Source organism: Halorubrum shenae (assembly GCF_051194165.1).
In the GTDB taxonomy this organism is placed as follows: domain Archaea; phylum Halobacteriota; class Halobacteria; order Halobacteriales; family Haloferacaceae; genus Halorubrum.
This window is the reverse complement of sequence record NZ_JBLZNI010000002.1, coordinates 283461-305526: the sequence shown is the minus strand read 5'-3', so window position 1 is coordinate 305526 and position 22066 is coordinate 283461. Positions and strand designations below refer to the sequence as shown.

General features: G+C 69.2%; 21 protein-coding genes. 10 read left to right on the top strand and 11 right to left on the bottom strand.

What is annotated here, in order from left to right:
- From ACNS88_RS04330 to ACNS88_RS04320, 3 genes are read right to left on the bottom strand one after another with little or no spacing between them, the layout of a single operon-like run.
- A complete protein-coding gene (locus ACNS88_RS04330; RefSeq protein WP_435094255.1) occupies positions 1-984 on the bottom strand; it encodes a segregation/condensation protein A in 984 nt (327 codons plus the stop codon).
- The gene (gene smc / locus ACNS88_RS04325) at positions 977-4561 is read right to left on the bottom strand and encodes a chromosome segregation protein SMC (RefSeq protein ID WP_435094253.1); all 3585 of its coding nucleotides are present in this window, start codon (positions 4559-4561) and stop codon (positions 977-979) included. The genes ACNS88_RS04330 and smc overlap by 8 nt, the downstream gene beginning before the upstream one ends.
- Positions 4562-4585: 24 nt before the next feature.
- On the bottom strand, positions 4586-5038 hold the full coding sequence (locus ACNS88_RS04320) for a DUF7518 family protein (RefSeq protein WP_435094251.1): 453 nt from the start codon (positions 5036-5038) through the stop codon (positions 4586-4588).
- A 168-nt stretch (positions 5039-5206) separates the two neighbouring features.
- Between ACNS88_RS04320 and ACNS88_RS04315 the strand changes: the two genes are divergently transcribed.
- The 4 genes from ACNS88_RS04315 (at position 5207) to ACNS88_RS04300 (ending at position 8669) form a co-directional block, all read left to right on the top strand.
- Positions 5207-5806, top strand: a complete 600-nt coding sequence (locus ACNS88_RS04315; RefSeq protein WP_435094249.1) for a double zinc ribbon domain-containing protein — start codon at positions 5207-5209, stop codon at positions 5804-5806.
- A gap of 217 nt (positions 5807-6023) precedes the next feature.
- A complete protein-coding gene (gene cdrS, locus ACNS88_RS04310) occupies positions 6024-6203 on the top strand; it encodes a transcriptional regulator CdrS (RefSeq protein ID WP_004595187.1) in 180 nt (59 codons plus the stop codon).
- A gap of 4 nt (positions 6204-6207) precedes the next feature.
- Positions 6208-7425: a cell division protein FtsZ gene (gene ftsZ, locus ACNS88_RS04305; RefSeq protein ID WP_435094247.1), complete on the top strand. Its 1218-nt coding sequence runs from the start codon at positions 6208-6210 to the stop codon at positions 7423-7425.
- Between the two features lie 227 nt (positions 7426-7652).
- Entirely contained in the window at positions 7653-8669 is a 1017-nt protein-coding gene (locus ACNS88_RS04300) for a zinc-dependent alcohol dehydrogenase (protein WP_435094245.1), read from the top strand.
- A 13-nt stretch (positions 8670-8682) separates the two neighbouring features.
- Here ACNS88_RS04300 and ACNS88_RS04295 read toward each other — a convergent pair whose 3' ends face one another.
- From ACNS88_RS04295 to ACNS88_RS04285, 3 genes are all read right to left on the bottom strand, one after another.
- Complete coding sequence (locus ACNS88_RS04295; protein ID WP_435094243.1) at positions 8683-9453, bottom strand: CDP-alcohol phosphatidyltransferase family protein; 771 nt, start codon at positions 9451-9453, stop codon at positions 8683-8685.
- Positions 9454-9527: 74 nt separating this feature from the next.
- Positions 9528-9914 (bottom strand): DUF7475 family protein, encoded by a 387-nt coding sequence (locus ACNS88_RS04290; RefSeq protein WP_435094241.1) that lies wholly within the window; start codon positions 9912-9914, stop codon positions 9528-9530.
- Between the two features lie 70 nt (positions 9915-9984).
- On the bottom strand, positions 9985-11958 hold the full coding sequence (locus tag ACNS88_RS04285; protein WP_435094239.1) for an aldo/keto reductase: 1974 nt from the start codon (positions 11956-11958) through the stop codon (positions 9985-9987).
- 123 nt (positions 11959-12081) lie between these two features.
- Here ACNS88_RS04285 and ACNS88_RS04280 point away from each other — a divergent pair, with 123 nt between their 5' ends.
- The 4 genes from ACNS88_RS04280 (at position 12082) to ACNS88_RS04265 (ending at position 15584) form a co-directional block, all read left to right on the top strand.
- Positions 12082-12951, top strand: a complete 870-nt coding sequence (locus tag ACNS88_RS04280) for an alkaline phosphatase family protein (RefSeq protein ID WP_435094442.1) — start codon at positions 12082-12084, stop codon at positions 12949-12951.
- Positions 12952-13018: 67 nt separating this feature from the next.
- Positions 13019-13396 (top strand): 6-pyruvoyl trahydropterin synthase family protein, encoded by a 378-nt coding sequence (locus ACNS88_RS04275; RefSeq protein ID WP_435094237.1) that lies wholly within the window; start codon positions 13019-13021, stop codon positions 13394-13396.
- Positions 13393-14475 (top strand): glycosyltransferase family 4 protein, encoded by a 1083-nt coding sequence (locus ACNS88_RS04270; RefSeq protein WP_435094235.1) that lies wholly within the window; start codon positions 13393-13395, stop codon positions 14473-14475. The genes ACNS88_RS04275 and ACNS88_RS04270 overlap by 4 nt, the downstream gene beginning before the upstream one ends.
- Positions 14472-15584 (top strand): hypothetical protein, encoded by a 1113-nt coding sequence (locus ACNS88_RS04265; RefSeq protein ID WP_435094233.1) that lies wholly within the window; start codon positions 14472-14474, stop codon positions 15582-15584. The genes ACNS88_RS04270 and ACNS88_RS04265 overlap by 4 nt, the downstream gene beginning before the upstream one ends.
- Before the next feature lie 12 nt (positions 15585-15596).
- Here the strand turns inward: ACNS88_RS04265 and ncsA are convergent, their stop codons facing one another.
- On the bottom strand, positions 15597-16577 hold the full coding sequence (gene ncsA, locus ACNS88_RS04260) for a tRNA 2-thiolation protein NcsA (RefSeq protein ID WP_435094231.1): 981 nt from the start codon (positions 16575-16577) through the stop codon (positions 15597-15599).
- A gap of 496 nt (positions 16578-17073) precedes the next feature.
- On the opposite strand from ncsA, the gene ACNS88_RS04255 reads away from it, so the two are divergent.
- On the top strand, positions 17074-17592 hold the full coding sequence (locus tag ACNS88_RS04255) for a DUF4442 domain-containing protein (protein ID WP_435094229.1): 519 nt from the start codon (positions 17074-17076) through the stop codon (positions 17590-17592).
- Positions 17593-17606: 14 nt separating this feature from the next.
- Here ACNS88_RS04255 and ACNS88_RS04250 read toward each other — a convergent pair whose 3' ends face one another.
- From ACNS88_RS04250 to ACNS88_RS04240, 3 genes are all read right to left on the bottom strand, one after another.
- Positions 17607-18563 (bottom strand): alpha/beta fold hydrolase, encoded by a 957-nt coding sequence (locus tag ACNS88_RS04250; RefSeq protein ID WP_435094227.1) that lies wholly within the window; start codon positions 18561-18563, stop codon positions 17607-17609.
- 66 nt (positions 18564-18629) lie between these two features.
- Positions 18630-19826 (bottom strand): methylmalonyl Co-A mutase-associated GTPase MeaB, encoded by a 1197-nt coding sequence (meaB, locus tag ACNS88_RS04245; protein WP_435094225.1) that lies wholly within the window; start codon positions 19824-19826, stop codon positions 18630-18632.
- Positions 19827-20246, bottom strand: a complete 420-nt coding sequence (locus ACNS88_RS04240; RefSeq protein ID WP_435094223.1) for a cobalamin B12-binding domain-containing protein — start codon at positions 20244-20246, stop codon at positions 19827-19829. It abuts the gene before it with no gap.
- 131 nt (positions 20247-20377) lie between these two features.
- On the opposite strand from ACNS88_RS04240, the gene ACNS88_RS04235 reads away from it, so the two are divergent.
- A complete protein-coding gene (locus ACNS88_RS04235; protein WP_435094221.1) occupies positions 20378-21265 on the top strand; it encodes a VOC family protein in 888 nt (295 codons plus the stop codon).
- Positions 21266-21594: 329 nt separating this feature from the next.
- On the opposite strand, the gene ACNS88_RS04230 is transcribed toward ACNS88_RS04235, so the two are convergent.
- Positions 21595-22056 carry an arsenate reductase/protein-tyrosine-phosphatase family protein gene (locus ACNS88_RS04230; protein WP_435094219.1) on the bottom strand — a complete coding sequence of 154 codons (462 nt, stop codon included), beginning with the start codon at positions 22054-22056 and terminating at the stop codon, positions 21595-21597.
- Between the last annotated feature and the right edge of the window lie 10 nt (positions 22057-22066).

The following is a 22066-nucleotide window of genomic DNA, read 5'->3' as shown; positions in this document are numbered from 1 at the left end:
TCAGTCCGCGATCGCTTCCGACTCCCCGGTCATCGCCGACGGGTCCTTCACCCACAGGTCGCCGAACAGGTCGTCCTGCTGGAGCCGGACCGAGCCGCGGTGGGCCATGAACAGCAGCGCGAGATACGTCATAAAGGGTCGCCCGCCGGCGGTCTCAATCTCCGCGAACAGCACCTCCGTGCGTCCGCGGTCGAAGTGGGTCCGGAGGGCGTTGTCGATCTCCACGATCACCTCCTCGATGTCCTCGTCGTGGGTGCGGTCGGTCGCCTCCCCCGCGGTCGGCTCCCCGTCTCGGCGGAACTCGTCGCCGGTGTGGTAGTCGAGCGTCTGCGTGCCGCGGTCGTAGCCGTGGGGCGACTCCGAGGTGTCGTACTCGCGCGAGTCCTTCCACCACGACCCGCGTTCGGCCTCGCGGAGTTCCCGGACCAGCTCGTCGAGCGTCTCCGGGGATCCCCGGGTGTTCTTCCGGTCGAGCCGGCGGTCCATTTCGGCTTCCAGCTCGTCGATCGGATCGAAGTCGCCGTCGGCGGGATCGGGCGCGCCGCCCTCCATCGCGACCTCCCACGGCTCCGGTTCGGGCTCCTCGTCCTCGTCGTCGTCGGCCAGCATGCCGTCGCTTTTCATCCGGAGCAGGACGCTGGCGTAGAAGAGCGCGCGCCCGGTCGTCCGGAGGTCCGTCTCGTCCAGCTTCTCCAAGAACGCGTCAGTCACCTGCACGATGTCGATGTCCCACGGCTCGATCTCGCCCTCCTCGGCGAGCTGGACGAGGAGCTCGACGGGCTCGACCTCGCCGTCCTCGTCGGCCCGCTCGCCGGCGGCCGCGTCGGCGTCCGCGTCGCCTTCGGCCGCCTCGTCGTCTCCGGGCGTCTCCGGAAGCGACCCGTCCCGTGGCCCGCCGCCGCGCTCGCTCGTCAGGTCGAGGTTCGGGACGCCGTCGCCTGAGTCACCGCCGTGTGCCCCCGCCGACTCCGGCGGCTCAGTCATCCGCGGTCACCTCCTCCTCGTCGCCGTCGTCGCCGAACTGCATCCCCGTCACCGCCGAGAGGTTGTCGCCCTGCATCGTGACGCCGATGGCGCGGTCGGAGCGCTCTAACAGCGCAGAGCGGTGACCGACGACGACGAACTGGGCCTCCGCGGCCAGCTCCTCGATCATCTCGCCGACGCGCTCGGCGTTGACCGCGTCGAGGAACGCGTCGATCTCGTCGAGCGCGTAGAACGGCGCGGGGTTGTGCCGCTGGATCGCGAAGATGAAGGAGAGCGCGGTTAGCGACTTCTCGCCGCCGCTCATCGCGTCGAGCCGCTGGACCGGCTTGTCGGCGGGTTGGGCCTTCATCGTCAGCCCCTCCTCGAACGGGTTCTCGGGATCCTCCAAGAGGAGCTCGCCGCTGCCGGCCGAGAGGCGCGCGAAGATGTCCTCGAAGTGGTCGTTGATCGACTCGAACGTCTGCATGAACGTCTCCTTTTTCGCCGCCTCGTACCCCTCGATACGCTCCGCGATCGCGTCGCGCTCCTCGACGAGCACGTCGCGGCGCTCCTGCAGCGTCTCCAGCGCTTCCTCGACCTCGTCGTACTCGTCGATCGCGAGCATGTTGACGGGCTCTAACGCCTCCATCTCCGCCTCCAGCTCCTCGATCCGGGACTCCACCTCGTCGAGGTCCGGAATCTCGTCGGCGTCGTACTCGCCGACCTGCGACTCCAGCTCGTCGATCTCCCACGCCAGCCGGTCGCGCCGGTCAGTGAGATCCTCCAGCTTGGACTCCGCCTCCGAGACGAGCGAGCGCTGTTCGTCGCGCTCGCGGGTCGCGTCCGTGATCTCCCCGCGGAGGTCCTCGCGGTCCGCTTTCAGCTCCGTCAGCTCCTCCTCTAAGTCGGCGATCGCCTCGCGTTTCGCTTCGAGGGTCTTCTCCTTCTCGTCGATGTTCACCTCGTGCTCTGCGATCGCCTCCTCGGCCTCGGCCTTCCGGTTTTGCGCCGTCTCGACGGTGTCATGGAGGTCGTCGACCGCGTCCTCCGCGTACCCCTTCTCCAGTTCGAGCTCGTTGCGCCGCCCGTCGAGCGAGCTCATCCGGTCTTCCAAGTCGGAAATCTCCCCGCGGATCTCGTCGGCGCGCTCCGAGAGCTCCGGGATCTTCGAGTCGGCCAGCTCCGTCTCGATGTCGTCGATCGCCGCGTCGAGTTCGTCGATCTCGGCGTCGAGTTCGTCGATCTCCGCGTCCAGCTCGCTCATCTCATCGTCGACCGACTCGCGTTCCGCTTCCAGCTCGTCGAGCTCCGCCTCCAGCTCGTCGATGCGCTCTTCGGCGTCCGACAGCCCGTCTTCGGCGCGCTCGACGTCCGCCTCCAGCGACCGGACGTGCTCCGCGGCGTCGGCCTTCCGGTCGCGCGCGTCGTCGATGTCGCCTTCGAGGTCGTCGACCTCGGCCTGAAGCGCCTGCCGTTCGTCCTCCAGGTCCGATATCTGGGTGGCGAGCCGTTCGAGCTTGCCGCCGCCGGACTTCGTGAACGCATACCGAGAGCCGCCGCCCGACCCGCCGGTCATCGCGCCGGACTTCTCGACCAGATCGCCGTCGAGGGTGACCATCCGGTAGTCGCCCATCAGGTCGCGTGCGGTCGCCATATCCTCGACGACCAGCGTGGAGCCGAGCACGTACGAGAAAATCGATTCGTACTCGCTGTCGTAGTCGACGAGGTTGCGCGCGAAGTCGACGACGCCCGGCATCGAGGGCTTGCGCGGGAGGCTCCGGTCGTCCATCTTCGTGATGGGGAGGAACGTTGCCCGACCCGCGTTGCGCTGCTTGAGGTAGTCGATACACGTCGAGCCCACGCCGTCGTCGTCGACGACGACGTTCGCGAGGCGGCCGCCGGCCGCCGTCTCACACGCCTCCGCGTACTCGGCCCCGACGGAGGCGAGCTCGCCGACTGCGCCGTGGACCCCGTCGATCCCGCCGCTTTTCACCTCGGTCACCGCGCGCGGCCACGAGGCGTCGCCGCGCTGGTCCGCGGCCGCCTCCAGCTTGGCGTACTCGTTCTGCTTCTCGCGGAGCTCCTCTTCGATCGCCTCCAGCTGCTCGCTCGTCTCTGCCTTCTCCGCGAACAGGTCGGCGACCACGTCCTCGATCGTCTCCCGGTTCTTGCGGGCCTTGTCGAGCTCGCTGTGCAGCTCGGAGATCCGGGCTTTGTGTTCGGGGAGCGACTCGCGGGCCTCCTCAAGATCGGTCCGCGCCTCGCTCACCGCGTTCGAGCGCCGGCGGGCCTCGTCGAGCAGGCGGTCCTTCTCGCGTTGTAGCTCGTTTTTCTCCGATCGCAGCGACTCGATCGCCTCCTTCTTCTCCGCGAGATCGGCTTTCAGCTCGTCGAACTCGGTGTCGGCGCCCTCGATCTCGGCCTCCACGTCGGCGAGCTCGGAGCGCTTCGTGGCGATCTCCGATTTTACGGAGGCCTTCTCGACTTTGGCCTCGCGGATCTCGGATTCGAGCTCCTCTATCGTCTCCTCCTTGCGATCGATCTGGACGAACGCGTCGCGGCGTTCGGTTTCCGCCTCCGCGGCGCGCTCCTCGGCGGCCTCGATCTTGTCTTCCAGCCGCGAGATCTCGCCTTTCACCTCCTCGATCTCCGACCGGATCTCGATCTGCTCGTCTTCGCCCTTGGTCTCGATCTCGTGGTTGAGGTCGGCTAAGTCCTCCTCCAGCCGCGTGAGCTTCCCCTGCCTCGCGTCGAGTTCCGCGCGAAGGTCGTCGAGTTCCGCCTCCGCGTCGTCGATGTCGCCCTCGACGCCCGCGAGCGTCTCGCGTTTTTCCTCCAGCTCGGAGGCCTTGAGGAAGCCGCGGTACTCCGTTAGCTCGTCGCGGTACGACTGGTACTGCAGCGCGGTCTCGCGCTCGTCGGCCAGCTGGTCGAGCCGATTCTGCTTTTCACCGATCCGGAGGTCCGCCTCCTCGATCCGGTCTTCGACGGTCTCTAGCTCCTCGTAGGCGGCCTCCTTCTTCTCGTCGAACTCGGCGACGCCGGCGATCTCGTCGATGATCCCCCGACGCTGGTAGGGGGTCATGTTGATGATCTCGGTCACGTCGCCTTGCATCACCACGTTGTACCCCTCCGGCGTGACGCCTGCAGCCGCGAGCAGGTCTTGCACGTCAGAGAGGTTCACCGACCGACCGTTGAGGTAGTAGTACGAGTAGTAGTTCTCTTCGGTCTCTTTCACGCGCCGTTTGATCGTGATCTCGGAGACGTCGCCGACGTTCTCCGTCCCGGCGGCGGAGACGACCTGCGAGCGGTCGAGGCTCCCGTCCTCGTTGGACAGCACCACCGTCACCGACGCCTCGTTCGGACCGTCAGAGGTCTCGCCGCCGTCGTGACCGGGGTTGTAGATCAGGTCCGTGAGCTTCTTGGCTCGGATCCCGCGGGTGCGAGCCAGCCCGAGCGCGAAGAGAACCCCGTCGATGATGTTCGACTTCCCGGAGCCGTTCGGCCCAGTAACGACCGTGAAATCGTCGTAAAAGGGGATCCTCGTCGTCCGTCCAAAGCTTTTGAACCCGTCTAAAACCACTTCTGTGATGTGCATGTGTCGCGGAGGGTTGTGAGTCGGTTACGCGACGATAATGTCGCTGTCGGACTCGCCGTCGCCCTCCCCGTCCACGTCTGACCCCTCGACGGCCTCGGCGTCGGGCGTCGTCGCCTCCTGCTCGGGGACGATCACGTCGCCCTCGGACGCGTCGGCGTCGCCGTCGGTCGCCTCGGCCTCCCCGGCCGCGGGCCCGTCGCCGGTCCGTTCGACGACTTCGACGTGGTCGTCGGAGTGGGTCCGACGCTCGCCCCCGGTCGCCTTGGACTCCCCGGCGGAGGCGTCACTCGCCTCGTCCGCCGACCCGTCCTGTACCTGCTCCGCCGACCCAGTGGCGTCTGCCGCGACGGACACCTCCTGAGCGTCTTCCACCTGTCGGACGCGCTCTTTCATCTCGACGAGCTCCTCGGTGAGCCCGTTGACCGCCGCCTGTAGCTCCGCAACCTGTCGTTCGAGGTCCTCAACGCGATTACTCATTATACACACGTATGCCCGCGCGGGCCGTATAAATCTGCGTCAGACATGTGTGTCCATGTGGCATGATTTTGAACGCTGAGAGCGAACGTATCAGATTTCGGATCTGTGTCTGTCGATCGTCGGACACGAGGAGAAGATTCTTGTAGTGAGGGTTGATATCGATTCAGTATGAGCAAGATCACCTTCCGGGCCGACGACGGTCTCGTCGAGCGGCTGGAAGCGTGTGACGCCTCCAAAAGCGAGGTGATGCGGGAAGCCCTCCGAACTCACCTCGACGGCGCCGTCGATGCGAATGCCGACGGTTCGGACGCGACAATCGACGCCGCGCTGACCGAGCGGATCGACGACCTCATCGCCGATCGGCTCGACGCCGCGTTGGACGAGCGGTTGGGCGACGGGTCGGCGGCGCCTTCGGCGGGGCTGGCCGCGGCGTATACGCCCGGAAACGCCGGAGATATCAACGTAAACGTCACGCTCGACGCTCCGGGTGCCGACGAGGACGACGCGAGTGTAACGCGTGAGACGGCGACGGACGCCGAGACGCAGACACGTAAGACGCCCGCGGATCCGGACCTGCAAACGCGCGAAAACGCCTGCGGTGGATGCGGCGAAAACGTCCCGTCTGACCACGTTTACTGTCCGAACTGTGGTGAGAAACAGTCCCACCGAGCGTTTTGCGAGTGCGGTGACGAGCTCCGGACTGACTGGGCATTCTGCCCGGGTTGCGGACGCCGAACCCCCGCAGCCGACGTGTTGAAGGATCGCTAATTGCCTTCTAAGCCCGCGTATACGCGCTAAAACGAGCGTTTTCACTATCTGTCTTACACTCACCGACAGTTTTATAATGGTTGCCTCGGTGACTTCAACTGCGTAAGACGGTCGTCTTACAGAGGCCGTCCGAGTCGGGGTAACCCTCCGTCGTCGGGCGATTTGTCGCTGTAAGACACACGCGTCGCGTGGTCGCCGTCTTACCGGGGGAATACCAATGGAGCGTGTGACACTACGAATACCGAAACAGCAGATAGACGAGGTCGAACAGATGGTCGAGACGGGCGAGTTCCCGAACCGGAGCGAGGCGATCCGGTCGGCCGTCCGCGACATGTTGAACGAACAGGACGGCGAGCGCGACGAGCGCGGCCGCAACCGCAACTGGGCGAAGGTGTAAACTGATGCAAGATCTCGTTCAGGACGCACTCGACAACGCGGAAGCGGAGAAGCGCGACATGGACGTCGACATGGACGACGACGAGTTCGGGGACCCCCGTATCGTCATCGTCGGTGCCGGCGGCGCCGGCAACAACACGGTCAACCGGCTGTACAACATCGGCGTCGACGGCGCCGACACCGTCGCGATCAACACGGACAAACAGCACCTCAAGATGGTCGAGGCCGACACGAAGATCCTCGTCGGCAAGTCGCTCACGCAGGGGCTCGGCGCCGGCGGCGACCCCAAGATGGGCGAGCGCGCCACCGAGATGGCCCAGGGGACGATCAAGGAGGTTCTCGGTGACGCCGACCTCGTCTTCGTCACTGCCGGGATGGGCGGCGGCACCGGCACCGGCGCGGCGCCGGTCATCTCGAAGATCGCCAAAGAGCAGGGCGCCATCGTCGTCGGGATGGTCTCGACGCCGTTCAACGTCGAGCGCGCCCGCACGGTGAAAGCCGAAGAGGGACTCGAAACCCTCCGCAACGAGGCCGACTCGATCATCGTCCTCGACAACAACCGGCTGCTCGACTACGTGCCGAACCTCCCGATCGGGAAGGCGTTCTCGGTGATGGACCAGATCATCGCGGAGACGGTGAAGGGGATCTCCGAGACGATCACCCAGCCGAGCCTCATCAACCTGGACTACGCCGACATGTCCACCATCATGAACCAGGGCGGCGTGGCCGTGATGTTGGTCGGCGAGACCCAAGACAAGAACAAGACCCAGGAAGTGGTCAACGACGCGATGAACCACCCCCTCTTGGACGTCGACTACCGGGGCGCCTCCGGTGGCCTCGTCCACATCACTGGCGGTCCGGACCTCACGCTGAAAGAGGCCGAGGGGATCGCGAACAACATCACCGAGCGACTGGACGCGAGCGCCAACGTCATCTGGGGCGCCCGCATCCAGGACGAGTACAAGGGGAAGGTCCGCGTCATGGCGATCATGACGGGCGTCCAGAGCGCGCAGGTGCTCGGCCCCTCGACGCAGAAGCAGGCCGACAGGTCCCGTGCCGCGGTGGACGGCGACGACCTCGGAGACTCGCGCTCGCGGGCGGCCCAAGCGAACGGCACCGCCGGCAACGCGGCGGTCTCGGGCGGCACCGACCAAGGGGCGTGGGAGTCCGACGGCGGCAGCGAGCCGACCGAGACGAACAACGGCCTCGACGTCATCCGCTAGGCGTCCCGCAGCGAACAACGACTCGACGGCATGCGCTGGGCGTCCCGCGCCGATCGACCGCCGACTCTTCGCTTCCGCTTTTCTGTCCCTCCGACGGCGACCCGCCGGACGGCGCGAGGACTTAACATCGCACGGTCCGTTAAACGCGACGTGTCACGTCACCAGCCGATCCGAGGCCTGCGGCGTCGATCGGGCGCCGCCGGCGACACGACCGGGGCCGCCGTCCGATGACCGACGCCGCGCTCTACTTCACGGCCCCGGAGACCGTCGACATCCGAGAGACCGTGGTCGGCCCGCCGGACGACGACGAACTCCTCGTCGACACCCGCGTGTCGGCGATAAGCGCGGGGACGGAACTGCTCGTCTACCGCGACCAGACGCCGCCCGACTTCCCCGCCGACGAGGCGCTCGACACGCTTGACGGCGACCTCTCGTACCCGCTCCAGTACGGGTACGCCACGAGTGGCGTCGTCCGCGAGGTTGGTGATACCGTCGACTCGGACTGGGTCGGTCGGTCGGTGTTCTCGTTCGTCCCGCATCAGACGAGCTTCCGCGCGACGCCCGACTCGGTGATCACGCTCCCGCCGGGGACGACGGCGGCCACCGGGTCGCTGCTTCCCTCGGTCGAGACCGCGACGAACATTGTCCTCGACGCCGCGCCCCGCCTCGGGGAGCGGGCCGTGGTGTTCGGTGCCGGGGTGATCGGGCTCTGTGTCACCCGCCTGTTGGCCGCGTTCCCGCTGGAGTCGCTCGTCGTCGTCGATCCCATCGAACGCCGCCGAGCGCTCGCCGCCGAGTTCGGTGCCGACCGAACGACGACGCCGGCCGCGCTCGACGGTGCCGTTCCCGCCGGTACTGGCTCCGCCGTCGACGGCGTCGACCTCGCGATCGAGCTGTCCGGCCAGCCGAGCGCGCTCGACGACGCCATCGACGTCGTCGGCTACGATGCGCGGATCGTCGTCGGCTCGTGGTACGGAACCAAGCGCGAGCCGATCGACCTCGGCGGGCGATTCCACCGCGATCGCATCGATATCGTCTCCAGTCAGGTGTCGACGATCAGTCCGGAGCTCCGGGGGCGGTGGGACCGGGACCGACGTATGGACGCGGCGCTCGACCGACTCGATCGGATCCCCACCGACGAGCTGATCACCCACCGGATCCCCTTCGAGCGCGCTGCGGAGGCGTACGAGCTGCTCGATTCGGAGCCCGACGCGGCGGTACAGGTGATTCTAGAACATTCCTGAGCGGCGGGCGAGGTCAGTTTCGACCGGGGAGCCGCCCGCTGACGGCGAGGTAGTCCCGCGTGAACACCGCCAGCGACGGGGCAAGGACGACGGGCGCGAGGGTCCACACGAGGTCCGTCGGGACCGGGGGGACGAGGGCGATCGTCACGAAGGCCATCTGTACGCCCGCGAGGTACTTGCCGAGGTCGCTGTCGGGCAGGTCGCCCACGGGGAGTCCCCGGACGCGCCGCAGCCACACGGCTCCGCGGAAGACGTAGCGGGCGGCGGAGATCGAGAGGTACCAGACCGGGAGCAGCCCCCACAGTACCGCCACCAGCGGCGCGGCGACGAACCCGAACGTGTCGAACGCCATGTCGAGTCGGCGGCCGACCTCCGTCTCCCGGCCGACGGTCCGGGCGACGGTCCCGTCGAGCTTGTCGAGAGCGGCACCGGCCCCGTAACACACCGCTGGTACCCACGCCACCGACGTCTCCGGCGGCGCGACGACGAACCCGGCGACGACGGCGTACAGCGCGCCTCGCACGAGCGTGACCGCGTTCGCCAGCCCGAGCAGCCGCCGCCAGAATCCGCTGGTCAGCCCCTCCGAGTCGAGCCCGTAACCGACGTACCAGAGCTGTCCGGCCCAACAGACGCCGGCGACGGCGGCGGCGGAGAACCCCCAGCGTCCCGTCGCGTCCGCGGGGAACAGCCGCAACAGGAGGGCGGCAAGCGCGACCGCGGCGACGAGCGGGAGCCCGACGCCGACCCCGACGCGAACGGACCGACGCTGGTGAGCCTCGGCCATCTACTCGTCACCCCCTGCCTCGGCCTCCACGTCGGCGCCCCCGCGTCGCAGTCGGCGGTTCCACGTCGTCACGGCTATCGGCGCAAGAGGACGATCAGGACGGCGACCAACACGACCTGCGCGACTTTGTCGACGGCCCCGAGGGTTCCGACGTCGGCCGGGAACGACTTCGTCCCGCCCGCGAAGTTGACGACGTACCACAAGACGATCTGAACGAGCGTGAAGACGATCCCCACGGTGTACACTGCGCGGCGGCGGTAGTCGATCGCGAGGAGGCCGACGCCGCCGATGAAGCCGAGCCCCGCGAGGACGAAGCTGACCCCCATCGGTGAGGGAAACATCCTGACGCCGAGGAGGAGGTGGACGGCGGCGGAGACCAGGGCCGCGACGATTCCGACCCAGTGGAGGCCGTTCAACGACCCGATGTCGATCGTCGGCTGCCGCGCTTCGGTTGATTCCATATCACATACACGCACTTCTGTCACATAGGAATACCGCCCCAATCGGCGGGTCCGGGCCGGTGACGGACGTCTATCGCTCGAAGTCCGGATCTCGGAGGGCATCGACGCGCGCGACGTCGGAGGCGGTCAGCCGCACGCTCCCGGCGGCCAGGTTCGAGACGATGTGCGACTCGGCTGTGCTGGACGGGATCGGGACGACCCCTCGGGAGACGTTCCACGCGATCACGACTTCGGCTGGCGAGAGCCCGCGCTCCGCCCCGATCGCGTTCAGGACCGGCTCGTCGAGGAGGCCGGGCGCCGACAGCGGCGAGTGCGCGACGACGCGGATCCCGCGCTCGCGGCAGAACTCGACGAGTTCGTTCCGGGGCCGATAGGGGTGCCGCTCTATCTGCACGAGCGCCGGGTCGACCGCACCCGTCTCCAGCACCGTCTCCAGTTGCGCCCGCGAGACGTTACAGATCCCGAGCGTCCGAGTCCACCCTCGCTCGTGGACGGCCTCCAGGTTCCGCCACGCCGTCGCGAGCGACACGTCGGCGGTCGCGGGGGCGCCGTCCTCGCCCTCGGGGAAGGTGAGGGCCTCCTGTCGGTCGACGGGCCTCTCGGCGAGTCGGGTCAGCTCGCCCCGGTGTTCGAGCGCCGACGGCCAGTGGAGCGCGTAGCAGTCGAAGGCGTCGATCCCCAGCTCTTCGCGGCTGCCCGCGCAGGCGGCGAGCAGGTGCTCCCGGCGGTGGTTGGTTCGCCACGCCTTCCCGAGGAGGAACACGCGCTCGCGGTCCGGCGCGCCCGGCGCGGCGAGCAGCTCCCCGATACGGTGTTCGTTGCCGTACAGCTCGGCGGAGTCGAAGAGCAGGTAGCCGGCGTCGAGCGCGGTCGCGATCGAGTCGGCGCGCTCGACGTACTCCCCGTCGCGGTAGCGCGAGCAGCCGAAGCCGACGGCGGGGAGGCGGATCGCGGCAGCACCCGATTCGCTGCCGATCGACGCCTCCGGCCTGACGACCGGCGCCGGCGGCGGGTCGGCCGCCGCCCCGCAGTCGTCGACGGCGACCGGCCCGTCGCCCTCGGCGGCCGCCTCGATCGCGTTGCAGACGGCGACGATGTGAGCGCCCCGGCGCCCCCCGGCTCGCGAGGGTGCGCCAGCCTCGACGGTCGCGGCGAGGCGTTCGACGGCGTCGACGTACTCGTAGGGCTCTTCGGAGGAGGTCGGCGGCGCGCTCACGTACTCCCGTCCGACGCGACCGAACCGGACGTGGTCGCGGGCGGTGTCCATCGCGCCGGTCCCCTTCAGGTACAGCGAGCCGTCGTCGCCGTGGAGCTCCAGCCCGTAGAACTCCCGGCTCCGGTGGGGCGCGTAGAAGCTTGCGGTCAGCCTGACGGTCGGGCCCGCCGCGAACGCCAGCGTCGCCTCGACGTGACTCGGCGTCGACGGCCGCCGGGCCTCGCGCTCGGGCCAGACGTCGAGGGCGTCGGCGACGCGGACGCGCTCGACGGGCCCGAACCACGACACCAGCAGCGCGAGCGGGTACACCGCGCCGTCGTATAAGGGTCCGATCTCGAGAAAGGAGTCGGGACGGGCGTGCCAGTCGGTCACGCGGCCGACGTGGGCGTGGGCGTACCCCAGCCCCACCGGGCCGAGCCGGCCGTCGGCGAGGAGCCGGCCCGCGCGGCGCTGGGAGGGCGCCTGCGGGGTCCCGGGCGCGCAGCCGAGCGCGAGGTCGCGGTCGCCGGCGAGCGCCACCAGCGCCTTCGCCTCGTCGGCGTCGAGCGCGAGCGGCTTCTGCGAGTACACGTGGCGGTCGGCCTCGAGCGCGGTCCGCGTCACCGGCGCGTGGGCGGCGTGGCTCGTCAGGTTCACGACGAGCGGCGCGTCGACCGCGGAGAGCGCCGTCTCCAAGTCGGTGAACGACAGGCAGTCGTGAGCCGCGGCGAGGGTCGCGGCGCGGTCCTCGTCGAGGTCGACGACGCCGGCCAGCGACAGCGAGCTTCCCGACAGCCCCGCGGCGTATTCCGGCGCGATCGACCCGGCTCCCACGAACAGACAGTTCACGGTGGTATCGAGGCGGCAAGACGTATATGTGTCCCGGCAGGACGCCGTGTCGCCGCCGACGGTCCGCCCCGCCGGTGCGGTTTAGTCGCCTCGCGTCAACTGACAGTCGTGACGGAACCGGGAATGAGCCGCCTCGGGACCGCCTACCTGCGCGGGCTGCAGGCGATCGGTCGGCGGCTCGACTACGGGACGAACGCTTTCGACCGCGAGTGGGACGTCCTCGTGGTCCTCGACGCCTGCCGGGCCGACCTGCTGCGCTCGGTCGCTCCCGAGTTCGACTTCCTCGACCGCGTCGAGGCGGTTCGGTCGGTCGGGAGCTCCTCCTCGGAGTGGCTGGAGAACACTTTTAGGGGTCATCCGGAGACGGCGCGGACGGCCATGGTAACGGGCAACACGTGGACCGACCGGTACCTCGACGCCGACGCGTTCGCCGCGCTCGACGAGGTGTGGAAGTACGCGTGGGACGACGGGATCGGCACCGTGCCGGCGGCGGCGGTCACCGAGCGCGCCGTCGCGTTGGCGCGCGAGCGCGATCCCGAGCGGCTCGTCGTCCACTACATGCAGCCGCACCACCCGTTCGTTCCCGACCCTCTCGACGGCGACGACGGGATGGCCCGGACGGGGAGCCACAGCAACGAGCGGAACCCGTGGGTGCTGCTCCGGCGCGGCGAGGTCTCTGTCGAGCGCGTCTGGAACGCGTACGAGGCGAACCTCCGGTACGTGCTTGACGAGGTGGCGACGCTCGTCGACAACGTCGACGGCCGCGTCGCGATCACGGCCGATCACGGCAACCTCTTCGGCGAGTGGGGGCTGTACGGCCACCCCATGCACACGCCGGTGCCGGCCCTCCTCGCGGTCCCGTGGGCCGAGGCGACGGGCGTCGACCGCGGGAGCCTCGATCCCGAACTCGAGCCGCCGGAGCCGCTGCCGGTGAGCCGGGTCCGCGGGGAGGCGGGCGAGCGCGAGCGGCTCGAGGCGCTCGGCTATCTGTGACGGCCATCGCCCCCGTCTCCTCCTCCCGTCCTCCGGATTTAGGTGCATCGCGCCCGTGGGTCGGTGCATGTACGCGACGACGGTCATGACTGACTTCGTGGCCCAGCACTACCTCACGGTCCCCGACCCCGGGCCCGAAGGCGTGCCGCACTCTCACCACTTCGAGGTGGAGCTGACCTTCCGCGGCCCCGAACTGAACGAGTACGACTATCTCGTCGACATCGACGACGCCGAGGCGGCGCTCGCCGACCTCGCCGACCGCTACCGCGACGAGCTGCTCAACGACTTCCCGGAGTTCGAGGGGCGCAATCCGAGCGTCGAACGCTTCGCCCGCGTGGTCTTCGAGCGCGTTACCGACGCGGTGACCGACGACACCGTCGCCGAGCTGGGCGTGACGGTCTGGGAGGACGACGCGGCCGCCGCGACCTACGACGCGTCGGTATGAGAGTCGGGCTCACGCTGTACGGGAGCCTCGACGAGCAGTCCGGGGGATTCCGCTACGACAGGAAACTGGTCGAGGAGCTCCGACGGGCCGGCGACACCGTCGAGGTCGTCGAACTCCCGTGGCGGGCGTACCCGCGCGGCCTGCTCGACAACGCCGATCCGGGGTTCCGCGACCGCCTCCAGGTCGACGTCGACGTGATGCTCCAAGACGAGCTCGCTCACCCCTCACTTCTCCTCGCTAACCGCGACCTGCCGTATCCGGTCGTCAGTATCGTCCACCACCTGCGCGCGAGCGAGCCCGGACGGCTTTCCTCGCTGTACCGCGCGATCGAGCGCCGGTATCTCGCGTCCGTCGACGGCGTCGTCTGTAACAGCGCGGCGACCCGCGACGCCGTCGCCGCCCTCGGCGTCGACTCCGGTGCGAGCGTCGTCGCCCCGCCAGCCGGCGACCGGTTCGATCCCGCGATCGACGACGACGCGATCGCGGCGCGAGCCGGCGAGGGTCCGCTCCGCGTCGCGTTCGTCGGGAACGTCGAGCCGCGGAAGGGGCTGGACACGCTCGTCGAGGGAGTGGCCCGGGCCGACGCCGCCGTCGATCTCACGGCCGTCGGCCGGCCGGTCGACGCGTCCCACGTCGCCGACGTCCGGCGGCTCGTCCGGGAGCGCGGGCTCGGTGACCGCGTCCGCTTTTCCGGCCGGCTGTCCGACGCCGAGCTGGCCGACGTCCTCCGCGCGAGCCACGTCCTCGCCGTCCCCTCTCGATACGAGGGGTTCGGGATCGTCTACCTGGAGGGAATGAGCTTCGGCCTGCCGGCGATCGCCTCCCGGGCCGGCGGCGCGAGCGAGACGGTCACCGACGGCGAGACGGGCGTTCTCGTCGAGCCGGACGACCCCGCCGCCGTCGCCCGCGCGCTCACCGAGTTCGCGGTCGATCCCGACCGGGTCGCAGCGATGGGTCGCGCCGCCAGGCGGCGGTACGAGCGCCACCCGAGTTGGGACGAGTCGGCGGCGCGCGTCCGCCGGCTGCTCGCCGACGTCGCCGACGCGCCCGACGCCGTCGAGCCGGAGGTGGCGACGTGACGGGGGACGGTGGGGAATCTCCGGGCGGCGGCGGCGACGTGACGGGAGATAGTGAGGAATCTCCGGGCGGCGGTGAGGGGGGCCTCGCCGCCGACACCGACGCGTTCCGGCGCTATCTCCGTGCGAAGCGGACCGTCGACGACCGGGCGCTCGACCGGCGGCTCGTCGGACGCCTTCGCGAACAGATCGCCGACCGCGCGGCGACGACCGAGGGCCCGCTCCGCGTCCTCGAAGTGGGGGCCGGCATCGGGACGATGATCGCCCGCCTGATCGACTGGGCGGTGCTCCCGCCGGGCGAGACGCGGTACGTCGCGGTCGACCGCGACGCCGGGGCGCTCGCCGGAGTCGCCCCGTTCCTCCGCGAGTGGGCGGCGGACCGGGACGCCTCGGTTTCCGTCACCGCCGCGAGCGAGCGCGACGACGACAGCGAACCGGACGCCCTCGTCGTCGAGACCGACGCCCGAACCGTCACGGTCGAGCCGGTCGTCGCCGACGCGGTCGCGTACGCGTCGGAGTCCGCTGGCGAGTGGGACGCCCTGATCGGGATGGCGCTGCTCGACGTGCTCGGCTTGGACGGGCTCGAACCCCTGCTCGACGGGCTCGCGCCCGGCGGGTCGTTCTATTTCCCGATCACGTTCGACGGCGGGACGCGGTTCCGCCCGTCGCACCCGGCCGACCGAGAGATTGAGGGCTACTACCACGCGCACATGGACGCCAAGGCCGGCGGGAGCAGTCGGGCCGGCGGCGACGCGCTCGCGCGGATCCGGGCGATCGAGGGCGCCTCGCTCCTCGGCGTCGCCGGATCGGACTGGGTGGTTCGGCCGGTCGAGAGCGCGGAGAGCGGTCGGCGAGCCGGCCCCGACTCCGCGTACCCCGGCGACGAGGCGTTCTTCCTCCGACACATTCTCGACACTGTGGAGGAGGCGGTCGGAGAGGTGATCGACGGGACCGTGGGGATGTCACTGGAAGACGGCGAGTCGTCTCCGGAGGACCCGAGCGTTGCGCTCGACGCGTGGCTCGACGATCGACGGCGACGGGTCGACGACGGCGAGCTCGTGTACCTCACCCACCAGCTCGATCTGTTGGGTCACGTCGACGGCGACCCGTGAACGCCGACCGGCTCAGGCCGCTTCGATCGAGTCGAGCAGTCGGCACTTCCGACAGACGTCGCGGCTCGTCTTCGAACCGCAGCGGTCGCACTCGCCCAGATCGGGCGAGTCGGCGGCGGCGTCGCCGCCCTCGCGGTACGTTTCGGCGGCGAGCGCGGACAGCTCCTCGTAGCCGGCCATGATCGAGTGGCGGGCGCCGGGGTGGTTCTCTTCGAGGTCGTGGATCGTCGACTGGATCTCCCCGCGGTACGCTTCCGAGGAGTGGGGACACTCGGCCATGTGCGTCGGGAGGTCGCGGACGTGACAGTACAGGGCGATCTCCTTTTCGGGCACGTCTCGCAGCGGCTTGGCGCGCGGGACGAACGCGTCGGTCCTCTCGCGCTCGTCGAAGGGACCGAGCGAGGCGTCGAAGTGTTTCGCCACCTGTCGCACGTCGCCCTCGAGGAAGTTCATCATCGCCGTCTGGGCCTCGTCGTCGAGGTTGTGGCCGGTGAGCAGCTTGTCGGCGTCGAACTCGGCGGCGTATTTTTCGAGGAGGTCCCGCCGGAATACGCCGCAGTACGCGCAGGCGGCCATGTTCTCCGGGTCGCTCTCGACGACGTCGTCCATCTGCACGTCGAACTCCTCCTCGTAGGAGACGACCTCGTGGCGGAGCGAGAGGTCCTCAGTGAGCTCGACGCAGGCGTCGAGGCTCTCGTCGCGGTACCCCTCGATCCCCTCGTGGATCGTTAACGCGAGCATCTCGACGCGGGGGTCCGTTCCGAACACGTCGTCGAGGATCTGTGTCAGCGCGACGCTGTCTTTCCCGCCGGAGAGGCCGATCACCCAGCGGTCAGGGTCGTCCGGCGTCGCGTCCGGATCGAGGAGGACGTCCTCGCGAATGCGGCGTTTCACGCGCTTCTCGACCGACCGGCGGAGGTGCTCGCCACAGAGGTGCGCCCCGGAGTAGGCGGCGTGGTGGATCGCGTCGTCTCCGCACCTGTCACACTCCATCAGTGTCGGGTTGCGGACGCGCGGGGATACCCGTTTCGGGCCGAGGCGAGAACGCGCCCGTGTGACCGCATTCGTCCGGATCGACCGCAAACGTCGTCGACGTCTCAATCGCTCGTTTATAAGTGACTGCTGGCGACGAATCGTCGACAAACACCGTCAAAGCCCCAGTCGCGACGACTCGCGCGGTTCGTTGCGGTCCTCGCTCGCGTTGCTCGCTGCGGTCCTTGCGTCACCGTGCTTCGTCCTCGCGACTGCCCCTTTGAGTCCCACCCGCACCGCAACCGCACAGCACCTCACGCCTCCCCAGCCTCGTCAGTCGCCTCCGCTTCGCTCCGGCGACTGACTCCCTCGCGCGACGCTGTTCGCGCCCTTCGGGCGCTCACAGGCGCGCGCCGACCGCGCCGCATCTTATAAATAAGCGTCCGACGTCGACAACTCCGGGCCCGTTGTCGCCGGTTCCGACACGGGTTTGCCCGCGGCGCCGTCTCCTGTTGACGTGACCGACCCTCCGACCGGCATCGATCGCGATCCCGACCCGCGCCCCCTCCGCGATGACCCGCCGGCCGAGAGCGTTCGCACCCGGCTGTGGCGCCACGGGTTCAATCTCCTCCCCGCCTACCGCGGCACCGGCGCTCGAGTCGACCACATCGGTGCGAACTGGCGGTACATCCGGATCCGGGTCCCGTTCAACTGGCGGACGCGAAACGCGATCGGAACGATCTTCGGCGGGAGTCTCTACGGCGCGATCGACCCGGTGTACCTGACGATACTCCGTCGGGTCCTCGGCGACAGCTTCACCGTCTGGGATAAGTCGGCCGCGATCGAGTTCCTCGAACCCGGCCGCGACACGCTGTACGCGGAGTTCGCGCTCACGGACGACGAGATCGAGACGCTCCGCGATGGGCTCGCGCCCGGCGAGTCGACCGACCGGGAGTATCTCGTCTCCCTAGTCGACGACGCGGGGACGGTCCACGCGGTCTGCGAGAAGACGCTGTACGTTCGTCGAGACAAGTGAGCGGGTCCCGATCGTCACACCGTCGCACTCGCGACGAGGCTTTCCTCGACGGTCTCGACGAATCGCTCCGGGTGTTCGACGTGCGGCAGCAGCTTGGCGCGATCGAAGACAACAAGGCGGGCCCCGGACTCGTCGGCGAGTTCGCGGCCGTCGGCCAACGGGCTCACCTCGGCCTCGCGGCCCCAGACGATCGTCGGTGCCGCGTCCATCGACGCAAGCGCGTCCGCGAGGTCGAGGTCGCTGTTGAGGTACCCCGAGATGAACGACGCGGGCGCGAACCGAGCGTTCTCGGCGTGGGCCGTCCGCCACTCGTAGTCGGCCCACTCCTCGCTGGGGTTCGTCGGGTCGTCGTAGCCGTGGTCGGCGTTGAAATAGCGGATCGACGGCTTCGAGGCGAGAGCGTTGAACAGCGCGTCGCCGACGAGCGGCGCTCGGATCAGCTCCCGCAGCCACGACTTCGGCGGGCTCGGTCCGGCGACGGTCGCCGGACAGACGCCGACGAATCCCCGGATATCGATCCCGTCTGGCGTCGAGCCATCGGCGTCGACCGCCGCGGCCGCGTACGCCGCCGACAGGGACGAGGCGACGACGGCGGGCTTGTCGAAGTCGGCGAGGAAGTCGCGGACGAAGTCCTCGTACAGCGCCGCGGAGTAGCGCAGCGGCGGTCGGTTGGAGCGGCCGAACCCCGGCAGGTCGGGAGCGACGACGTGGTGGTCCGCGGCCAGGTCGTCGAACACCGCGCGCCACTCGCCCGCGGAGCCGGCGGCGTTGGCGCCGTGGAGGAGCACGAGGTCGGGGTCGTCCGGGTCGCCCGCCTCGGTGTACGCGACGTTCATCCCGCGCCAGCGGAACGTCCCGTCGTCGCCGTCGAGCGGCGACTCTAACTCTCCTTCGTACCGGAGTCCGGTGTTGAGCGCGGCGATCGCGCCGACGCCGAGGAGGGCGGTCCCGGCGAGGTTCCTGAGCTTCATGGAAAACTGTTGGTCCGCTGGCGACTTATAATTCGTGGGCTCTCCGGGCCACCGTGTCGCGTGCTGTTATCTCGCGTCCTGATCGACGGGCGCTCCGCTGTCGGCATCTCGCACGTCGCTGACCTCGTCTGCGTCGGTCTCCACGCACTCCGCGATCGGCTCGACGATCTCCGTGGCGAGGCTGTACGGGTCCGTCTCTCGCCGCCGAACCGAGTCGGCGAGCGCGTCGATCCCGCCCCGGCGCTCGATCTCCCCGCTCGCGAGCGCGCCCACGTCCGAACGGACCAGCGTGCGGATCTCCTCGGCGTAGCGCCGGCGCTTCGTCGCCTCGATCGCGCCCGACTCGCGGAGGTGAGTCGCGTGAGCGTCGAACGTCTCTATCAGCTCCGAGACGCCCTCGCCGGTGTTCGCAACGGTTCGGAGCACTTCGAGGGTCCACTCCGGCGGCTCGTCGTCACCCTCCTCGTCGTCTCCGTCACCCTTCCTGTCGTCTCCGTCTCCCTTCCCGCCGTCTCCGTCTCCCTCCCCGTCGTCCGGATGATCGGGAACCTCGAAGCCGTGGTGTCCCCCATCGAGCCCCTTCGTCGGGCCCTCCCGCCGGTGGATCATCTCCTCGAGTTCGGCGAGGGTGCGCTCCGCGCCGTCCATGTCGGCCTTGTTGACGACGAACACGTCGCCGATCTCCAGAATGCCGGCCTTCAGCGTCTGCACGTCGTCGCCGGAGCCGGGCTGGACCAGCACCGCGACCGTGTCTGCGGTCCGGACCACGTCGACCTCGTTCTGGCCGGCACCGACCGTCTCGATGATGACCGCGTTCTTTCCGAAGGCGTCGAGCGCTTTCACGGCGTCCGCGGTCGCCATCGAGAGCCCGCCGAGCTGGCCGCGCGCGCTCATCGACCGGAAGAACACGTCCATGTCGCCGACGTTCGACGCCATCCGGATCCGGTCGCCGAGCACCGCACCGCCGGTGTACGGCGAGGAGGGGTCGACGGCGACGACGCCGACGGTGTCGCCGCGGTCGCGGTAGGCGGCCGCGAGCTTGTCGACGAGCGTCGACTTCCCGGCGCCGGGCGCTCCGGTGACCCCGATCACGTCCGCGCCGCCGGTGTGCTCGTGGAGCGCGGCGACGATACCGCGGTAGCCGGTCGCGCGGTTCTCGATCCGCGTGATGACGCGCGCGAGGGCCCGGTGGCTCCCGGCGAGGAGCTCTTCGACGAGCTCGGCGTCGGCGTCGCTGAGCGCGGTTGCGTCCGACTCACCCATCTACGCTCGCTCCGGGAGGTTGTTCCGGATGAACTCGACTGTCTCTTCCATCGGTGTTCCGGGGCCGAACACCTCGGCGACGCCGAGCTCCTTGAGTTCGACCTCGTCGTCGTCGGGGATGATCCCGCCGACCAAGATCAGGGTGTCCTCGAACGCGTCGTACTCTTTGAGCCCCTCGATCACCTTCGGAACGAGCGTGTTGTGCGCCCCCGAGAGGATGGAGATGCCCAGCACGTCCACGTCCTCTTGGACCGCCGCCTGTACGATATCCTCGGGAGCGCGGTGAAGCCCGGAGTAGACCACTTCGAAGCCGGCGTCCCGAAACGCCCGTGCGATCACGTGTGCTCCCCGGTCGTGACCGTCGAGTCCAACCTTCGCGACCAGACAGCGGACGGCTCGTGTCTCCTGTTCGGCGCTCATACCAGTCTCTCCGTCGCGTGACCGTTTGATTCTAACGGACGTTCAGGACGGTTCGGGACGGGTGTGAGACGACGGAGCCGTTCCCGTCCGCGACCGACGCGTTGAACGCGCCACAGACGGTACCGACCCACATGGACACCGACGCCTCCCGCGACGCCCCCGACGACCGACTCCCCGCCGGGACGCGGATCGGTCGCGCCGCGCTCCGCGTCGCCGACCTCGACGAGACGACCGCGTTCTATCGCGACGTGGTCGGCCTCGCGGTGCTCGACCGCGACGACGATCGAGCGACCCTCGGCGTCGCGGAGACGCCCCTCCTCGTCTTGGAACGCGACCCCGACAGCCCGGAGCGAGGCCCGACCGACGCCGGCCTCTTCCACACCGCGTTCCGAGTTCCCTCCCGCGCTGCTCTCGGCGAGGCGTTGGCCCGCGTGCGAGATCGGTGGCGGCTCGACGGCGCCTCGGACCACCTCGTCAGCGAGGCGCTGTACCTCGACGACCCCGAGGGCAACGGCGTGGAGATCTACCGCGACCGCCCCCGCGAGGAGTGGCCGGCCGACGACGACGGAACGATCCGGATGGCGACCGAACCGCTCGATATCGAGGGGGTCGCCGGAGCGACGGGCGATTCGGCTTTCGCCGACCGCGTTCCGCCCAGCACCGACGTGGGTCACATGCATCTCGAAGTCACCTCGCTGTCGGCGTTCGAGGCGGTGTACGTCGACGGCCTCGGCTTTGAGGTCGGGATGACTGGGCCGAACGTCCGGTTCGTCGCGGCCGGCGGCTACCACCACCACCTCGGCGCGAACACGTGGCAAGGGCGGACGACGCCCGCCGGCGGACGCGGGCTCGCGTGGTTCGAGGTGGTCGTCCCGGACGCGACCGCGGTAGAAGCGGTGCGAGACCGGCTCGACGCGGTCGCAGTCGACGGCGACATCGAGTTCGTCGTCGACGAGCGGGAGGACGGTATCGCAGTGACGGACGCCGACGGTATCGAGATTCGGGTCCGGACGGAGTGACGGGCCCGAGTAGGTGGGACACTCAGTCGCTTATAAATGAATGCCGTGGCGCGTGCCTGTGAGCGGGCCATCGGCCCGCGAGCAGCACGCGCGAGGGAGTCGGCGGCAGAGCCGCCGGCGACGAGGCTGGGGAGGCGTGAGGTGCGGTTGCTGTGCTGGGGTGGGTGGGACTCAACGGGGCAGTCGCGAGTCCTCGCGACTGGGACGCTAGCAGTGTTCACCGTCGACATGCTCGCGGCTCCTAATAAACGAACGAGTGAGCCGGAAGCAACGCGTGCGCCGGACCTACGGTCGACCGTTTAAAAATGACCGTCGACTGCGTCAGCGAGCTATTCGCCGTCGTACTCGCCGAACCGCTCATCGAAGACGGCGACTACGCGGCGCTCGATCTCGTCGCGGATCGGACGGACTTCCTCGATCGGGCGCTCGCCCGGATCGTCGAGGTCCCAGTCGTCGGTGTCGACGCCGTCCAGTTCGAGCGTCGAACAGCCCATCGTGGCGACGAAGTCGGACGCGGCGAGCGTGTCGTCGGCGATCTCGCGGGGGGTCCGCCCGTTCACGTCGAGGTCGACCTCCGCGAGCGCCTCGACGACCACGTCGTGAACGGTGTCCGCGGGCATCGTGCCGCCCGTCACGATATCGACCGCGTCGCCGAGCCCGCGTCGGTCGCGCTCGCGCTCCGCGAAGGCGGTCGCCATCTGGCTCCGCCCGGCGTTGCGGACGCACATGAACGTGAGGGTGGTCGTCTCGTCGGTCGCTTCGTCGTCCGTGGTGTCGGTGGCTGTTGTCATGGTGGGTTCG